Genomic DNA, 19,141 nt, shown 5'->3' on the forward strand with positions numbered 1-19,141 from the left:
AGCAATCTATTTTACAGCCTATCTATAGGATGGGGTAAATACAGAGACCTCCTTTTAATTAATTATACTCAAACCGCAATCCATTTAAACAACCATTGAATAACGCTTAATTTCAGTTAGATTTTAATATTTTTTGTCGCAATATTTTTATAAAACAGAAAATAAGTTGTAAATGTAAATAATAATCATTATCATATTTATTGTTGCTTTAACTTTAGCCAACTGAAACAAATTATAATAAAACGATAAAAGATAGGAAAAACAATGAAATTAAGTCATCAATTCGCTATTTTGGGGCTAATAAGTACAGCACCCTTTGTTAGCGCTCAAGATAAAATAGACGATGTTGCAAACATCGAAACAATGAAGGTTGTTGCCAACATTACCGATATCAATGACCAGCGAATAAAAAAATCATCAACCGCGACAAAAATGCCATTTGATATTAAAGATATACCCCAATCCATTAATTCCGTTAACATTGATCAAGAAAAAATTTTTGGACAAAATGATTTAAGTGTAATCGTCAATAAATTACCCGGTGTTGATACTACTTATGATATGCGGGATGAAGGCATAAAAATACGCGGTTTTTCCGCAAGTTCTGGCGATATTTATCGGGATGGTGTCCGTGCAAGTGGGCAAGTTAGGCAAAGTACAGCCAATATTGAACGCGTGGAAATATTAAAAGGTCCCGCTTCGGTACTCTATGGTCGTGGTTCTGGTGGGGGAATGATAAACATGATTAGTAAACAAGCTAATTTTGATTCACCTACTGTTTTAAGCTTACGTAGTGGTTCATGGGATAAATATGGCGGTATGGTCGATATTAATCATGTTGTCGATGAGAAACTAGCGATCCGAATGACAGTTGATCACCAATCAGAAAAAAGTTTTCGCAAAAGAATTAAACAAAGAGACACCATGGTATCGCCAAGTATACTCTATGATAATTTAGACGGGTTTAATTGGTTAGTACAATATACTCATGATCACTTATGGCGTAAACCAGACCGAGGACCAGCTTACTATAATTTACCAAAAGGGGTTTCAATTAAAACAACTTATGCGCATCCTGATGATTACGTAAAAGATAATTTTAAATCATTACGTTCGGTGATAGGTTTTGAAATTAATGATGATTGGTCACTAAAATTAACTAACCTTTATCGTCAAGCGAGTCAAAATTTTGACCATATTTATGGTGGTGATTATTGCCATTTATATGGCAAAACAAATAGTGGAAAAACGTGTAACTATGCAGGGAAACTACAATTTCGACGAGCTTGGCAAGAAACTGATAATAAAACCTATAGTAATACACTCGATGTAATAGGCAAATTTACTACAGCAAGTATCGGTCATGATATGTTAGTCGGCATTGAATATAATATAGAAAAACGTCAACCTAGATTAGCATTAACGAGTGTTTACCCTGAAGTCGTTGAGCCTTACCATCCACACTGGAATTCTAAAAAACCACATTACAATAAGCTAAATACTAAAACGAATCATAAAGCGACTTCAAAAGGGATTTATTGGCAAGATTTAATGAGTTTTACATCACAATGGAAATTGTTGATGGGCTTACGCTATGACAATTACGAATTTGCATCAGATGATAAAATTAAACATCAAAGCCGTTCATATAATGGTCACTCGTTAAGCCCTCGAATCGGTTTAATTTGGCAACCTATCGAATCGCAAAGTTTTTATGCTTCCTATAGTAAAAATTTTGCACCTTATGGTGGACGAGGACTGATTACCATTTCAACAGACTCGAAAACGGTTTACGATAATAAACCACAATATTCAAGGCAATATGAAATAGGCGTAAAAAGTGATTGGTTAAATGATAAATTATCTTCTCAAATTGCACTTTATAATCTTGAATTATACAACGTTCGTTATCAACCCGATGCGGTGAACGATCCTTATAATTGGCAGGTAAAAGGCAGTGACCGTAGTCAAGGTATCGAGCTAAGTATCATCGGACAATTAACACCAAAATGGTACATTAACAGCGGTATTGGTTATCAGCAAGCTAAAGTTCATAAAGATAAAAAAATGCCAGTTAATCAAGGAAAATATTTGCCCAATACATCTAAGCATAGCGGTTACTTAGATATACGTTATTTGCCTTACGACAATTGGTTTACTGAAGTTGAGGTTAATTATAAGGGATCAATGTTTAATGATGATAAAAATCAATTTAAACGTCCTGGGTATGTTGTATGGAATGCTGCAATAGGGTATCAATCTTCTTCTTTTGAAATGACTTTTGCAGTAACAAATTTATTAGGAAAAGAATATTGGCGTTCAAGTAGTATGCCTGGCACGCCTAGAGCTGTATTGTTAACTGCAAGTTATAAATTATAACCAATGAAGAAATAAAAGCGGAATGAAATAAAAATCCTATATTGAATAATTGATGATAATATTTGTCTGATTAGTATTTCAATCCGCTTATTGTTTGAATAGTAACAATATTTCAATTCATAAACATTATTATTTATAAAAAAGCATGGTGAAATAAATGAATAATTTGTAGACTATGCCTATCATTTGTTTTTTGGCTCCTATCTTATCTATGAATTTATTAAAATCTTTAGCCACTGTAAGTTCAATGACAATGGTATCTCGAGTTTTAGGCTTTGTTCGAGATGCAATAATTGCACGTTTTTTTGGTGCAGGAATGGCTACCGATGCGTTTTTTGTGGCTTTTAAACTTCCTAATTTATTGAGACGAATATTTGCTGAAGGGGCTTTTTCACAAGCATTTGTCCCCATTTTGGCTGAATACAAAAATCAACAAGGGATCGAGGCAACACGGACTTTTATTGCGTATGTTGCCGGTCTATTAACATTAGTATTGGCTATCGTTACGTTAATTGGGGTAATGACTGCACCTTTTATCATTATGCTGACAGCGCCAGGTTTTATGCAAGAATCTATCGACAAATTTGAACTTGCAACCATCATGCTTCGCATCACTTTCCCCTATATCTTTTTTATTTCACTTGCTTCATTAGTTGGTGCCGTACTTAATACGTGGAATCGCTTTTCGGTTCCTGCTTTCGTACCGACATTGCTTAATATTAGCATGATTGTATTTACGCTATTTTTAACGCCTTATTTTAATCCACCGGTGCTGGCATTAGCGGTATCTGTCGTAGTCGGCGGCATTTTACAATTGCTTTATCAACTTCCGACTTTAAAAAAGATAGGTATGCTAGTGCTACCTCGTATCAATTTAAAAGATAGTGGTGTATGGCGAGTGTTGAAACAAATGGGGCCTGCAATTTTAGGGGTATCCGTTGGGCAAATATCTCTAATCATTAATACGATTTTTGCTTCTTTCTTAATTTCGGGATCGGTTTCATGGATGTATTATGCTGACCGATTAATGGAGTTCCCAGCTGGCGTACTGGGTGTTGCATTGGGTACCATTTTATTGCCGTCATTAGCTAAAAGCTTTTCAAATGGTGATCATAAACAATATTCGGAATTATTAGATTGGGGATTACGTCTCTGTTTTTTATTGGCTTTGCCAAGCACAGTCGCATTAGGTGTAATTTCTCGTCCACTTATCTCAACACTCTTTGAATATGGACAATTTACAATAAATGACACATTAATGACACAACGTGCTTTAATAGCTTATTCTATCGGTTTACTTGGACTTATTCTAATCAAAGTTTTGGCACCCGCTTTCTATTCCAGACAAGATATTAAGACACCTGTCAAAATTGCGATTGTCACATTAATTTTAACGCAACTAATGAATATGGTTTTTATTGGTCCACTACAACATGCTGGTCTTTCGTTATCAATTGGGCTGGCAGCATGTTTTAATGCTGGATTATTATTTTGGCAATTACGTAAAAAGGAACTTTATCAACCACAGCCAGGTTGGTGTAAATTTTTAATTAAAATTGTGATAGCGGTACTGTTAATGTCATTAGTATTATGGTTTGGTTCGAAATTATTACCAGATTGGTCAACGGGTTCAATGTTAATGCGAATAAGTCGTTTATTGTTATTGGTCACGGTAGGTATCGTTATCTATTTTGCATCATTGATTGCAATGGGGTTTAAAATCAGGCATTTCATTAAACGAATTGATTAAATGATTTTTTCAAAATTTTATGAATAAACCGAATTATTGTAAGCATACCGCTTAATTGAAGTAGAGGCTGTCTTTATGACTAAATGCAATAATTTAATCTAAAATATTCAGTTGGTTGGATATTAAAATCAGCGTTAAAATGAAAAAATACGATTGTTTGGTAAAAGAATATTTTTTACAAACATGGTTAACAAATAAGATAAATTTAAAACAACTATTAAGAATTAGCACAAAGTATTATACAATAGCCCGATATTTTCTAGAGTATAGCACAATGAGAGAATCATAATGAGCTGGATTGAAAAGATTTTAAGTAAAAATAATATATCATCAGATCATAAAAAAGCGAATATACCCGGTGGCGTTTGGACAAAATGCAGTAACTGTGAACAAGTCATTTACCAAGCTGAATTAGATCGTAATTTAGAGGTTTGTCCTAAGTGTGATCACCATATGCATATCCCTGCGCGCGTCAGGTTATACCATTTTTTAGATGAGGATTCAGATGTAGAAATTGGAACTGATCTTGCGCCAAAAGATATTTTAAAATTCAAAGATACTAAAAAATACAAAGACCGTTTAACTGCGGCTCAAAAAGAGACACGCGAAAAAGAAGCTATGGTTGTCATGAAAGGAACATTACTTGGTATTCCTGTTGTGGTTGCCTGTTTTGAATTCGCTTTCATTGGTGGATCTATGTCATCAGTTGTTGGGGCTTTATTTACCCGTGCTGCTGAACAAGCGATAGCCGATAAATGCCCGTTAATTTGTTTTTCAACAAGTGGCGGTGCAAGAATGCAAGAAGCACTTTATTCATTGATGCAAATGGCTAAAACCAGTGCAATACTTGCTAAAATGCAAGATGAAGGTTTACCTTATATTTCTGTCATGACCGATCCGACTATGGGTGGGGTTTCAGCTAGTTTAGCGATGCTAGGTGATATTAACATTGCCGAACCCAAAGCATTAATTGGTTTTGCAGGCCCACGCGTTATTCAACAAACTGTACGGGAAACTTTACCAGAAGGATTCCAACGAAGTGAGTTTTTACTGGAAAAAGGCGCAATTGATATGATCATTCATCGTAAAGAAATGAGACCTAAAATTGCCAGCCTAATTGCAAAATTAATGAAACTTCCCGATCCATTTAATGATGTGAATAACGATGAAATGACAATTGATGAGACAGTTTAATTGATCATGCAAAATGAAAAACCTAATGCCATGTCTGACTTAAAGACATGGCTTTGTTATTTAGAGCAACTGCATCCTACTACTATTGATATGGAATTAGAGCGAGTAAAAATCATTGCTCAGCGTTTAAATATTTTGCAACCCGCTCCCTATGTTATTACGGTTGCAGGAACTAATGGCAAAGGTACAACTTGCCGAACATTGGAAATGATTTTACTCGCTTCAAAACGAAAAGTTGGCGTATATAGCTCTCCTCATTTATTACGTTTCACAGAGCGGGTAAGAATTAATAATCAAGAGTCAACAGCCCAAGAAACGGTTAACGCATTTGTAGAAATTGAAAAAGTTCGTGGTGATATTTCTTTAACTTATTTTGAATATGCAACACTTGCAGCACTTTATCAGTTTAAAAAAGCAAAATTAGATGTAGTTGTGTTGGAAGTTGGGTTAGGTGGACGACTGGATGCAACCAACATTGTTGATGCAGATATTGCTGTTATCACAACAATAGACATTGATCATGTAGATTATCTTGGAAATACTCGAGAAAGTATTGGGCGTGAAAAAGCCGGTATTTTTAAATCGAAAAGCATTGCTGTTGTTGGTGAGCAAAATGTTCCTGTCACCATTCCATTGGTGGCAGAATCAGTTAACTGTCCTATCTATACGGTAAATAGCGATTGGTCTTATCAACAAATTAATGATAATCAATGGTCTTTTGAATCCCCCTTGGCAAATTATCATCATTTACCGATAGCCAATGTTCCGTTAGCTAATGCTGCGACAGCAATTGCAGCATTAAGTTATTCTTCTTTAAATATTACCCAAGACGATATCGTTAAAGGATTAAAACAAGCAAGCTTAGTTGGCAGATTTCAGACGCTACAATATTCACCATTGGTTATTATTGATGTTGCTCATAACCCACATGCTGCAACTTATTTAATTAAACAATTAGCTCAATTAAAAGCTAAACAATCCAAAACAGGTAAAATAAGATTTGTTATTGGCATGTTGAAAGATAAAGATATAAAAAGTACATTATCCATTTTACAAGGCGATGTATGGTATTGCGCGACACTCTATGGTGAGCGAGGTTGCAAAGCTGAAGTATTAAAGCAATACTTGCTTGATAAAGAAGAAACCACTGTTTTAACATTTGATCATGTGGCGGATGCTTATCAAAAAGCAATGCAAGATGCCAAAGATAGTGATATTATCGTCGTATGTGGTTCATTTCATACGGTAGCTGAAGTTTTAGAGCAATATGAATTAAGTGAAATTAATCATGACGAAAGACAAAAATAACGCTTCAAATAATCAAAATAGAATGAGAAATCGACTTGTTGGTTTTGCCACTTTATTACTTATTTTAGCTTTGATAGCACCATGGATCATCACCGATAAATCGAATACAACAACATCGACTACGCCTATTTTACAACCGAACATAGTGAATCAGCAGTTTCAATCTGTCGAACATACCCCTGATGACAGCTTTACACAAAATAACTCAAGTGAGGTTGCCAATTTTCCTTATGCACTAGACACAGACCAAAATCCAAGTTCATTAATCTCACCTGAAATCAATGCAGAAGATGTCAATGAACCGATAACGACAGATCAAACGGTCACAACTACGCAAGATTCAAAATTATATATGATTCAGATAGCGGCATTAAGAAACAAGCAAAAGATTGAAGAACTTGTTGCGTTATTACGATTAAACAATTATAACGTTAAAGTTATTCCTAAAAAGCCAGAACCTAACCAATTAATAAAATTACAAGTTGGGCCTTATGCTAAAAGGGAGCAAGCAGAACAAGTAATCGATAATCTTAATAATTTAACAAAACAAAAAAGCATTATTATTACTAATTAAAAAAATTTGTTCAAAAATAAAAGTAATAAATAATATCTCCTATAAATAATTAATTGTGAGTTACTATGATGAATTGGATTGATTTTACTATTATTGGCGTAATAATTTTTTCCGCCATGGTCAGTATAATACGGGGCTTTGTTCGAGAAGCATTATCTCTGATTAGTTGGGTGCTGGCATTTTTCATTGCGAGCCGATTTTATGCTTATATTACTCAGTATTTAACCTATTTTGATAGCGAATTGATCCGTACTTCTGTCGCAATAGCTATCCTTTTCTTAGCGACATTACTCGTTTGCTCATTTATTTCTTATGTTATTGGCTTATTAGTCCAAAAAACAGGTTTATCCGGGACAGATCGAGTATTAGGCATCTGCTTTGGTGCATTACGTGGAATATTAGTGGTTGCAGCTGTTCTCTTTTTTATTGATACTTTCACTCCCTTCTCGCAATCGCAATACTGGAAAGAATCACAACTTATTCCTCATTTTCATGTTATTATTCGTTGGTTTTTTGATTTTATACAACATTCGTCTTCATTTTTAGTGCAGTAATTTTGAGGTAATCATTGTATGTGTGGTGTTGTTGGTATTTTAGGATGTAGCACAGTTAACCAATCTATCTATGATGCATTGACTGTATTGCAGCATCGAGGTCAAGATGCTGCGGGTATTGTAACCATTGATGAACAAAACTGCTTTCGTTTACGTAAAGCAAATGGTTTAGTTAAAGATGTTTTTCAAGAACATCATATGCAACGTTTGCAAGGTACATTAGGAATTGGACATGTACGGTATCCTACAGCAGGAAGTTCAAGTCCTTCAGAAGCTCAACCCTTCTACGTTAATTCGCCTTATGGCATAGCACTTGCACATAATGGTAACTTAACCAATGCTAACGAATTACGAAATAAAGTATTTGAATTAGCAAGACGCCATATTAACACTAATTCTGATTCAGAAGTGCTACTTAATATTTTCGCCAGTGAATTAGACAAATTTCCAACTTATCCCCTTTCTGCAGATAATATTTTTACCGCTATACGTCATGTACATAATATTATTAAAGGCGCTTACGCTTGTGTCGCAATGATTATTGGGCATGGATTGGTTGCATTTCGTGATCCCTATGGCATTCGTCCTTTAGTTATTGGTAAACGCATTTTAAATAATCAAAAAGTGGAGTATATGGTTGCTTCTGAAAGTGTTGCTTTAGATATACTTGATTTCGAATTTATACGTGATGTCGAACCCGGCGAAGCGATTTACATTACACAAGATGGGCAATTTTATTCACAACAATGTTCAGACAATCCCCAATATTATCCATGTATCTTTGAATACGTTTATTTTGCACGACCCGATTCGTTCATGAATGGGGTATCGGTTTATCAATCACGTATATTGATGGGACAAAAATTAGGTAAAAAAATAGCACGAGAATGGAAAGATGTTGATATTGATGTTGTGATTCCAATTCCTGAAACATCTTGCGATGCTGCGCTTGAGATTGCTAGAATTTTAAATAAACCCTATCGGCAGGGCTTTGTCAAAAATCGTTATGTTGGACGAACATTTATTATGCCAGGTCAAGCTACACGCAAACTTTCTGTAAGACGTAAACTTAATGCTAATCGCATTGAATTTGAAGGAAAGAATGTCCTTCTTGTCGATGACTCTATTGTTCGAGGTACAACTTCGGAAAAAATTTTGGAAATGGTTCGCTCTGTTGGCGCTAAAAAAGTTTATTTAGCTTCGGCTGCGCCAGAGATTAGGCATCCTAATGTATATGGAATTGACATGCCAACAGCCAGTGAGCTTATCGCTTATAATCGCACAGTCGAGCAAATTGCTAAAGATATTGGTGCAGATAGACTTATTTTTCAGGATCTATCTGACTTAATCGACTCAATCCGTGAAGAGAACCCTAAGATTCATCATTTCGAGTGTTCAGTGTTTGATGGGCAATATATTACAGACGGTATTGATGAAAGCTATTTGCTTCAATTAGAACAAACAAGAATTCAAAATCAAAAAGCTTTTAATAGTAAGGAATCAGAAAATCTTGAAATATATAATGAAGAACAATAATTAGTATTCTTGCTGAAAATGACATTTTTATAAAAAAAGATACTAATATTCTAATATTTCTATCTTTTTTATCTGCTTTATTTAGTATTAGATAAAGAGAACTAATGTATTATTAATATTATCAAATTGATAAATAAATCCCACGTTTTATTTTAATCTATCTCTCCTCATATTCTGAAGATATTTTCATCAAATCTTTACAAATATTTTAAAAAAGTTATTGAACAATGACTTCTTTGTAATATAATCTTAAAAAAAGTAATTTTTTGTAAAGAATTTTAAAGACAATAAAAATGTTATCGCTTTTTTATTCTAAACAAAGAAGCTTTTTTATCAAAAAGCTGAATAAAACGTGTTTTTGATACATATATTATCAATAAAGTGAAATATGAGGAATGATTAAGATGAAAACAAATCTTAATTTAAAAATTGTTTCAACCTTAGTTGTTCTGGCATTAAATTGCCAGACAGCTATGGCATTGGATTCGAAACAAGGCACTTCTACTGTTGCTGTAGACAACAGTAAAGTTATTGAACTTGAAAATGGTATTAAAGTTCGAGAAATGGTTAACAATAAAAAGGCTAGCCTTTACCAAATAGCATTAATAAGTGGTATAAATGTTGACCAACTACGCAAAATGAACAATGGGCGCTTTGATAAAAAGGATGTGATTGAAGAAGGTGAGCTTCTCGTGCTTCCTGAAAACTCCCCACTACTACCTGCCATCAGTACAAGTAAAGCTGAAGATACTAAACAAAACAAATATACAAATTTACCGGATTTAGGATCAGATGAAAATTATGATGTACAGGCAGATAAAGATAAGCTTGCAACTCATGTTGCTTATGCTTTACAGACATTAGCAACACAAGATTGGAAACAACTATTATCATCTGAAAATGGTGGCTTATCAAGTCAATTGGCCAATCGAGGTAAGGATTACGCAGAGGATTATTTACGCAGTAGTGTGAAAAATCATGTTGTTGATCCACTTCGTACCGCTGCCCAAGACTTCTTAGGGCGTTTTGGTACGGCTCAATTATCTTTTGACGTTAGTGATAAAGGACAATTTAGTAACGTCAACGTTAAACTATTTAGTCCTTGGTATGATACAGAAAATACCTTGATATTTAGTCAAATATCATTTCAAGAATATGAACATAAACGACGTATTGGAAATATTGGTATTGGTCAACGTTGGGACTTTGCAGATAAAAAATGGTTATTAGGCTATAACGTATTTTTGGATCATGACTTTCAACGTTCACACAATCGTTTAGGTTTAGGTGTTGAGGCTTGGAGTGACTACATGAAACTTGCAGCTAACTATTATCATCCATTATCAAATTGGAAACAATCTCGTGATTTTGATGATTATTTAGAACGTGCTGCAAAAGGTTTTGATGTTCGTTTTCAAGGTTATTTACCACAGTACCCTCATTTAGGTGGTTCATTAATGTATGAACAATACTTTGGTGATAAAGTGGCATTATTTGGTAAAGATAACCTACAAAAAAATCCTAGAGCAGTGACAGCAAGTATTGATTACACACCTGTGCCACTTTTTACCCTCAAAGCGGAACATAAGCGAGGACAAAATAATCAAAAAGCCACTTCTGCTTCATTGACGATGAATTATCGTATGGGGGTTCCTTTAAAAGATCAGTTAGATCCCGATATGGTTCAAGCAGCACGTTCATTAGCTGGTAGTCGTTATGACTTAGTTGATCGTAACAACTATATCGTTCTTGAATATAAAGAGAAAAAATTAAGTGTTGATTTAGGACTTGAATCTTTACAACTCGTTGAAGGACAAAGTTACGATGTCAGTATCGCTGTTTATAATGCGAAAGGATTAAGCGGTGTAAAATGGAATGGTGATATGTTTGAAATTGATGCAAATGGTGGATTCCTTTGTTATACAACAGGTATTTGTACATCTTCATCATGGGCTACACCAAAAGCAGATACTCAAAATTGGAAAATTGTTGCACCAAGTTATGTTGATGAAAATGGTAAACGTCATCCAATTCAATCTAATGGTAAATATACCTTATCTGTTTCCGTTACCGATAAAAAAGGTCGTTCAGCAACATCAAATCAAGTGTCATTTGAAGTTATCCCCGATCCTGTCATGCGTAAGATTGGTCTTTGGGCTGTTGATCGTAACGGCAATAAAACCACAATGGCTTCTAATTCAGCCGATGGTCTCAGTGCTATAACATTGATTGCCAGCCTTGTAAAGCCGAAGGTACCAAATGGAACAATTTCGACAATAGAGGATGCAGTTGGTTTTAGTGATGAACAACTCATGAACCGAATTCCAGACTCATTTGATTCTGTACTTAAAGGCTGGACAGCAACAAGTAATGGCAAAAAAATCACCTTAATTGATGGTACTTCGGGTCAAGTAACGTCTTGTCCTAAACAAGAACCTTGTGTCATTGTGAAATCCTTTGAAAAAATCAAAATGGGTCAAAAAATTTCTGCTAAGGCAGCTACTGCTGGAGGCATGGATGCAATTGGTGATAGTTATGCATTAGATGTCGCTTCTAATATTGAAGGGGTGGTTGAATTTTCCACTTCGATAGATCAATTTGGTGCATCGTTCAATAAAGTATCCATAGATTTTGCTGGTGGTCAAGCTGGATTAATTAAAGTTTATCGAAGTGATGGGGTATTGGTTGCGACTCAAGCTGGAAACTTATTAGAGTTTGATCCTAATGGTTCAAAAGAGTGGAAAGTTGATAATGAATATTATGTCAAAGCATATGCAGCAGATGGTGTCACTGAAATGAATAGTCCATATGTGATTTGGTCTCTTGTGGGGTCTAATGCGGTTGCATGTCCTAATGGAGTGGCAACAGCAGCATTACCTGATGCAAGCAACAAACCAAATGGGCCTTGGTTTAATGTCGCAATGGGATATAACGCACATTATAAAATTAGAAGTATAAAAACAGGTAGTTATGCAACTTCTGGTTCGAGCATTATCGCTAATGCTGATGCTCCACAAGAGTTAAATCTTGATCCAATAAACGCAACGCCTTCAGCATGTGCAGGTGATCAAGGGTTTAGATTACAAGTATTTGTTAAATAGAATGGTTAATTAAAAAAGTGTTTTAGATAACCAATTTATAAGGGTTATCTAAAAGTTAAATACAAAACGGTGTATATTATTTTTGATATACAATAATTAATAAATGAAAAATAGGAAGTTAAACATGAAAAGTTTAATGATAAAAAATATTGCTTTAGGTCTGTTAATCGCTGGATGTGCAGCAAGTAACGCATATGCACTTAGCGGTGTGAGTGCTAAATATATAGTGGGTAATGCACCTGTAATTAAAAGTCTTGGCGGTCAAGATCACAGTTTAACAGTGTCAGTATCCTCTGATGCTGATGGTAACAATACCGTGGGTGGTCGAGCTGCAAAAGTTAATGATTATGTCGTTATCGAGTATACTTTACATGATGAAGATGGTGACAGCGATCCTTCAGGTAAAGTAGTAAAAGAAACGTTTAAAGCATTTTATAAAAGTGCGTCTGGTGAATGGAAAGAAGCCAGTTTAGCTGACTCAGATATTAAGTTCAGTAATGGTAAAATCACGTTTAAAATTACAAATGAGTTTGCTGGTGCAACACGAATTGGTTTCAAAGTATTAGAAAAAACTGAGTTTGGTTTACCTTATACAAATAAATGGTTAAAAGTTGCTGATATTTGGAGTACGCAAGCACCAGGACAAGTGGATACATTAGATCCGACGGATCCAAGTAAAGCCCCTACTGATGATACTAATGGCCCGAATAAAGACGAAATAGGTAGTAACCCTAATGATGGTCCAGGTGAACAAAAAGATCCGAATAAAATTACAAGTGGACCAATTGAATCTGATGACATGAGGGTCTACATTTTAGCTGCTGATTCAAATGATAACTATAGTATAGCGGGTAGTACTTTCGTACCTAAACAAGGCGGAAAATATCGAGCTGTGGTATGGTTAGATTCTAATGGCAATGGTGCTTTAGATAGTGGTGAAGCTGACTTATCTGCAAATTACAACTTTACTTGGGAGTTAGACGGTACTTATGCCGGTGTTGGAGCGACAACAGATTCGTTAGCACAAAATCAAAATATAACATTAGGTCAACTTAACAACGATTCAATGTACAGTACGACCTACAAAGCAGGTGCTCAAGGTTATAAACTCAAAGTTACCGCAACCGCAAAATAATGCTTATTTAAGACAGATAAAAAACCACTCAAACGAGTGGTTTTTTTATAAATAAATTAGTTTGAACATCTTTTCAAATTAGTTTAAGCCGTTAAGTATTGTGCCATACTCACTAAGTTAAATACCCATTTAGGATAGACTCCGCAAATCATAATAAGTAAAGCAGAAAGGGTGATGAGTAACTCACTCATTCCAATTTTATGCCATTTAAAACTTACTACTGAATTATTGATAAATTGATCTTCTCGACAAGTTGGTTTGATATAAAGGTTGATCACTAAACGAGCATAAAAATATAGGCCTAGCGCACTACCGACTACAACTGCTGCCATTAACCACCATAGTTCAGCGGTGACACCTAATAGGACTAATAAAAATCGACTAATAAAACCGAGAGTTAAAGGTGCGCCAGCTAATGAAAGCAAGCCTATTCCCATAGATAATGCAAGGATAGGGCGTCGCCAAAATAATCCAGACAAATCTAGCTCATTTTCATGATCTTGAAGCTCATTTGAGTGAGATTCTAAACTAATTACGCCCAGAACAGTAATATTTGCAAGAATATAACCTATCAAATAAACGCCGATTGTTTCTAAGGCCAAAACTTGATATTGCACAGCAATTAATGCAATTAATAAATAACCAAAATGTGCGATTGAGGAATATGCAAGAAGACGTTTTAAATTACTTTGCATAAAAGCAAATAAATTACCCCATAAAATAGAACAAAATGCCATCACAACTAAAATAATTCGGATGGTTTCATTGTTTACAATAGGAGCTAATAAAAATAGTCTTGCGATAGCGCAAAATATCGCAACTTTACCCACTGTGGATAAAAGAAGTGCGACAACCGTTGGTGCACCTTGATAAACATCGGGTAACCAAAGTTGGAAAGGAACAAGTGATAATTTAAAACCGACACCTACAAGCATTAAACAGACCCCCATTAATAACAGTGTGCTTGGGTAGGTCATAGTGGATAACTGATAACTTAAACCACTGAACGTTAATTCACCAGTGGATGCATAATAAAAAACAATACCCATTAGCAAAAAAGCACTTGCAACGGCGGATAAAATCATATATTTAATTGCTGCTTCAAGGGAGTGGGTTTGAATATATTGATATCCTATTAAACCCACAAAAGGAATGGAAAGCAACTCAATACCAATAAAGAAAGCGATTAAATGGCTGGCGTAGACTAAGGTCACTCCACCTAATGCCATGAAAAGTAATATTATATAAAATAATCCATGAGACTTTTGTTCTTGCTTAAACCAACGATATGCTAAGCAACTGACGATAATTGAAATTAATAAAATCAAACTGGTATAAAGTAAACCATAGCCATCACAGGTGAAAAGTACTGTAATTTCTTGGGAGTTCCAATTATTTACATTATTCGGTTGTTTAATATCTGAATGGGATTGATTTTTTTCTTGGTTATCCGCAATGTCTTCATTTTTCGGTGTTTCAGATGTTATAGTCTGTTCCGAATTGGATTCGTCTAACTGAGGTTGGCGGACTTGAGTCGCTGATTCTACGCCTGCATCATTATTATTGTCACTCAGTGCTTCAGTCTGATTAGTTTGTGGATCTGGTTGAGTTGGTGCGGCATCCACTGCTAACAATTTTGCATTCTGAAAATCAGGAGAAGTCAGTGGCAAAGAAGAGATAAATATTTGCATATTATCGCTGCTGATATCTGAAATTTTCTGATCATTGGCTGAAATTTTATATCCCATGACAGAAGCGCAAATTAATGCGAATATCAAACCACATAAAGATAAAATAGCGCAGCATTTTGTACTTACTTTGAAACGAAATAATGCAAACATTAGCGCAATAATAGTAAGACTTAATATATAAATAGGTGATAAAGCTATCATATCTTATTACTCTCCCATGCGCTCTGTTGTTATATAGTGTTGAGTTTGATTCATGACAGAATATGACATATCTAAAATGACTTTAGGATATAATCCGATAAAAATAAGAACAGCCAATAAACTACTTAACAATAAAAGCTCTTTGATATTAAGAAAACACTTTTTCATGGTTTCATTATTATCGTGACCGCCATGAAAAATAGGTTGCATACGAATAATGAATGAAATAGATAGCATAAGTAATCCTAATGCTAATAAAATTGTAGAATAAGAAAACGTTGTGAAACTTCCAAGTAACATCAGGTAATTTCCTATAAAGTTAGCTGTGCCAGGTATACCCAATACGGCCAATATGAAAAATAACGTAAATGATGATAAATATTTGACTCGCTCTTTCAATCCAGTAAATTGACTGATGTTACGTGTTGAATAACATTCAACTAATAAACCACTAATCATGAACATACCGACAATCGCTAAGTTAATCGCAATAATTTGTATGACCACTCCTTGGTAGGCGATTAATGAACCACTATATATGATAGCGGTCACAAAGCCCATCAATGCAATATGAACATAAGCAATTAGTTTTTTAATATCCGTTTGATTAAATGCAAGTAGTGCAGAATAAAAAACGGTGATTAATGCAAGTATTAAAATTAAAGGTACAATTGTTGCAGAAGCATTAGGAAATAGTGGTATGACAAAACGCAATAACCCAAAAGTGGCAGTACTAAGTAATAAACCACTAATCATCATTGAACCGGTTGTTGACGATTCGATATGTGCTTCAATAAACCAATTGTGAAATGGAACAAAAGGAATACGCACAATAAAGGCAGCCATGAATCCAAGCATTAATAAATATTCTGTTTTACTTGATATAGGCGTTTTGGTTAGGATTTGATAATCAAAAGTCCAATGACCCGTTAAATTCCAATTAATGAGAGCTAATGAAACAATCGAGATTAACATTAACAAACTACTGATTTGAGTATAAATAAGAAATTTACTTGCACCATTAAAGCGTAACTGAGAATTGGAATCTCGTCTTCCCCATAAAGAAATTAAAAAATAGATAGGAATCGCAACAGCTTCCCAATAAAAGAATAACAAAAAGAGATCCGTAACTGTAAATAACATCATGACAGCTGATGTCATTGCTAAAATACACAGATAATATAATCCAGTATTATTAATGCTTTCTTTGCTTGAATAGGCGATAGTGAATAAAACAATAATGAGTGTTGAAGTAATAACAATGATAGATAGCCCATCTAAAATTAAGTGAAAACGAATACCTAATAACGGAATCCATTCAAAATTGACTTCTTCTACCCAACTATTTCCTTGATCCATAATAGCTTGCGCATCCAGCCAAAAATTGATCACCAATATTAGCGAGATGATAATCGTCATGAATGCGATACAAATTGGCAGTTTATTCCAACGTGATTGCGCATCAACAGATGCTACCATTCGTTGTAAAAAAAGATGACATAACCAACCGATAAATCCACCTGTCACAGGTAAGAAAATAAGCCATAACAACATGAAAGATTGCACCTTTATTAAATAAACACAAGTAACATTAATATAATAATACTACCCATTACAATTGAAACCATATACCATCTGAGATGTCCATTTTCGAAGCCGACAATATATGAATTGATTTTTTTTATACCCAGCATAACCCAATTGTCCCAAGTTGCTAATGGATCCTTTTTCAACTTACTGGTTAAAAAGATGAAAGGCTTAACAAAAACAATATTGAGTAAATAATCAAATCGCCATTCTGCTTTACACAGTCGTGTAAAAAATTTTACTATGGGCGTGTTTAACACTTCTTTCACTTCACTATTAGGATGAGCAAATAGTGTATAAGCGATGATAATACTAAGTAACGTTACCGCAGCAAAAAGAAGCTGGAATGACAATTTTACATTAGTATCTAATGCAGCAATTGGAATTATTCCTTTTATGGGTAACGGAAAATAGATAACTAATGATGAGGTAAATATTAACAATAAGAAAATAGGGCAATAACTCATCCAATTCGTTTTTGCAAATTGTTTAATTTTAGGTTTATGATAAAACACCATAAAAATTAAACGTAATATACTAACACTCGAGAGCAAAATACCTAATAAACCAATGGTTCCATTCATCAGATTATCTTGAGCCATTAATCCCCAAATAATGTCACCTTTAATGTAAAAGGCAGCTGAAATCCAAGGCATTGCACTAAGCGATAACAGAATGACTAAAAAAATGATAAATAAAACGGGGAATTTTTTATATAAACCGCCAATTTTACTTATATCACGCTCACCTTGGCATTTTTTGATAAGTATTGCCGAGGCTAATATGAGTAACGTACTTGTCATTGTATAATTGATTAAACAATTAAGTGATAAACTCCAATGTTGAGTTGAAAATGCATAAAACAGATAACTAATTTGTGTCAGGTTTATGAAAGTGACTATACGTTTAATATCGTATTGTACAAGAGCAATAGAACTCGCAAATAAAACTGTTAGCGATGAAATTATTGTCATGATAGAAAGTACATCGCTTGACATCATAAACAAATTGCTGAGTCTTAAAATTAAATAAACACCCGCTAAGATTACCGTTGAACTTTGCATTAACGCCATTGCAGGCATGGGTGCTAAGGTGCTTTCAGTAAACCAGGATTGCATTGGAAACAGCGCTGATTTACTCATTGCACCAAGCAATAGCATCAATGTTATCCAATAGATGATATCTGAATCGATAGCTAAATTAGCATGTGCGAGAGTCAATATATTCCGAATATCTAACGTATGAAGCGTTTGATAAATTAAAAATACACCGATGAGTAAAAAAACATCGGTCAAATGCATGATTACAAACGCTTTAACTGCTGCAAAACCATTGCGGATTTGTTTATAGTAAATGCCAATAAGTAAGTAAATACTTAATGTAACACCTTCCCAACCAATTAGCATGACCAACAGATTATCGACTAAAATAATTGTTAACATACTTGCTATTAACAAATTGCTATAAGCATAAAAAGTATAAATATCTTTTTGAGATGTTAAATAATACGCAGCAAAAAAATAGATAAGCATGCCCAAAAAAGCAATTAACACAAGAAAAGTTAATGACAAACCATCTAAGGTTAAAGTAATGGGAACAACAAAATCCCCTATAGAAAACCAATTCCATAATGGTCTGCTATAAATTAATGACATATCAGGGACTGAGTTAGTAACAAAATCAATACAAGAAAATATGGTAATTAATACCACAATCAGCATAGTACTAATGCCGATAATGATGATATTAATTGATCGTATTTGTCTTCCTAAGCTAACAAGGGCTAAAAAAGAAAGCAAAGGAACAATGATAGTTAAATAGAGTAAATTCATCCTTTCATTTCACTTAATGAGTCAATGTTAAAAATTTTCTTTCGGTAAACTAGCTTTCTAAAAAGGGCAAGTCCAACGCACACTTCGGCAAGTACCGCTACAATCGCTAAAATAGCCAGTACTTGCCCATCTGTATGTTGCCAGTGGCTACTTGCAGCAATTAAAGCAATAATGGCACCGTTATTCATTATGATTAGGCTAAGGAGCAAAAAATAGAGATTGCGCCGAATCATCACGCCTAGTAAACCAAGGACAAATAAGATAGAAGCTAAAATAAGGCTATGCATTAATGGAATCAT

The 19,141-nt window shown here is 34.4% G+C and carries 13 protein-coding genes; 9 read left to right on the forward strand and 4 right to left on the reverse strand.

Annotation, left to right across the window (positions count from 1 at the left end):
- Window positions 1–264: 264 nt before the first annotated feature.
- The 9 genes from J3U14_RS05425 to J3U14_RS05465 all read left to right on the forward strand — a co-directional run bounded on the left by J3U14_RS05425 (window position 265) and on the right by J3U14_RS05465 (window position 13,531).
- On the forward strand, window positions 265–2,379 hold the full coding sequence (locus tag J3U14_RS05425; RefSeq protein ID WP_267351459.1) for a TonB-dependent receptor: 2,115 nt from the start codon (window positions 265–267) through the stop codon (window positions 2,377–2,379).
- Window positions 2,380–2,590: 211 nt separating this feature from the next.
- The gene (gene murJ / locus J3U14_RS05430) at window positions 2,591–4,129 is read left to right on the forward strand and encodes a murein biosynthesis integral membrane protein MurJ (RefSeq protein ID WP_267351461.1); all 1,539 of its coding nucleotides are present in this window, start codon (window positions 2,591–2,593) and stop codon (window positions 4,127–4,129) included.
- Between the two features lie 288 nt (window positions 4,130–4,417).
- Window positions 4,418–5,323 (forward strand): acetyl-CoA carboxylase, carboxyltransferase subunit beta, encoded by a 906-nt coding sequence (gene accD / locus J3U14_RS05435; protein WP_267351462.1) that lies wholly within the window; start codon window positions 4,418–4,420, stop codon window positions 5,321–5,323.
- Between the two features lie 3 nt (window positions 5,324–5,326).
- The gene (gene folC, locus J3U14_RS05440) at window positions 5,327–6,631 is read left to right on the forward strand and encodes a bifunctional tetrahydrofolate synthase/dihydrofolate synthase (RefSeq protein ID WP_416380157.1); all 1,305 of its coding nucleotides are present in this window, start codon (window positions 5,327–5,329) and stop codon (window positions 6,629–6,631) included.
- Window positions 6,612–7,205, forward strand: a complete 594-nt coding sequence (locus J3U14_RS05445; RefSeq protein WP_267351465.1) for an SPOR domain-containing protein — start codon at window positions 6,612–6,614, stop codon at window positions 7,203–7,205. The genes folC and J3U14_RS05445 overlap by 20 nt, the downstream gene beginning before the upstream one ends.
- Before the next feature lie 68 nt (window positions 7,206–7,273).
- Window positions 7,274–7,759, forward strand: a complete 486-nt coding sequence (locus J3U14_RS05450) for a CvpA family protein (protein WP_411597324.1) — start codon at window positions 7,274–7,276, stop codon at window positions 7,757–7,759.
- Between the two features lie 18 nt (window positions 7,760–7,777).
- On the forward strand, window positions 7,778–9,295 hold the full coding sequence (purF, locus tag J3U14_RS05455) for an amidophosphoribosyltransferase (protein WP_267351469.1): 1,518 nt from the start codon (window positions 7,778–7,780) through the stop codon (window positions 9,293–9,295).
- Window positions 9,296–9,699: 404 nt separating this feature from the next.
- Entirely contained in the window at window positions 9,700–12,396 is a 2,697-nt protein-coding gene (locus J3U14_RS05460) for an inverse autotransporter beta domain-containing protein (protein WP_267351471.1), read from the forward strand.
- A 124-nt stretch (window positions 12,397–12,520) separates the two neighbouring features.
- On the forward strand, window positions 12,521–13,531 hold the full coding sequence (locus J3U14_RS05465; RefSeq protein ID WP_267351473.1) for a hypothetical protein: 1,011 nt from the start codon (window positions 12,521–12,523) through the stop codon (window positions 13,529–13,531).
- Between the two features lie 83 nt (window positions 13,532–13,614).
- Here the strand turns inward: J3U14_RS05465 and J3U14_RS05470 are convergent, their stop codons facing one another.
- From J3U14_RS05470 to nuoK, 4 genes are read right to left on the reverse strand one after another with little or no spacing between them, the layout of a single operon-like run.
- Entirely contained in the window at window positions 13,615–15,423 is a 1,809-nt protein-coding gene (locus J3U14_RS05470) for an NADH-quinone oxidoreductase subunit N (RefSeq protein ID WP_267351475.1), read from the reverse strand.
- Between the two features lie 6 nt (window positions 15,424–15,429).
- A complete protein-coding gene (locus J3U14_RS05475; RefSeq protein ID WP_267351477.1) occupies window positions 15,430–16,977 on the reverse strand; it encodes a complex I subunit 4 family protein in 1,548 nt (515 codons plus the stop codon).
- Between the two features lie 17 nt (window positions 16,978–16,994).
- On the reverse strand, window positions 16,995–18,842 hold the full coding sequence (locus J3U14_RS05480) for an NADH-quinone oxidoreductase subunit L (RefSeq protein WP_267351479.1): 1,848 nt from the start codon (window positions 18,840–18,842) through the stop codon (window positions 16,995–16,997).
- Complete coding sequence (nuoK, locus tag J3U14_RS05485; protein WP_267351481.1) at window positions 18,839–19,141, reverse strand: NADH-quinone oxidoreductase subunit NuoK; 303 nt, start codon at window positions 19,139–19,141, stop codon at window positions 18,839–18,841. The genes J3U14_RS05480 and nuoK overlap by 4 nt, the downstream gene beginning before the upstream one ends.

Source organism: Gilliamella sp. B3801 (genome assembly GCF_026536645.1).
In the GTDB taxonomy this organism is placed as follows: Bacteria; Pseudomonadota; Gammaproteobacteria; order Enterobacterales; family Orbaceae; genus Gilliamella; species Gilliamella apicola_I.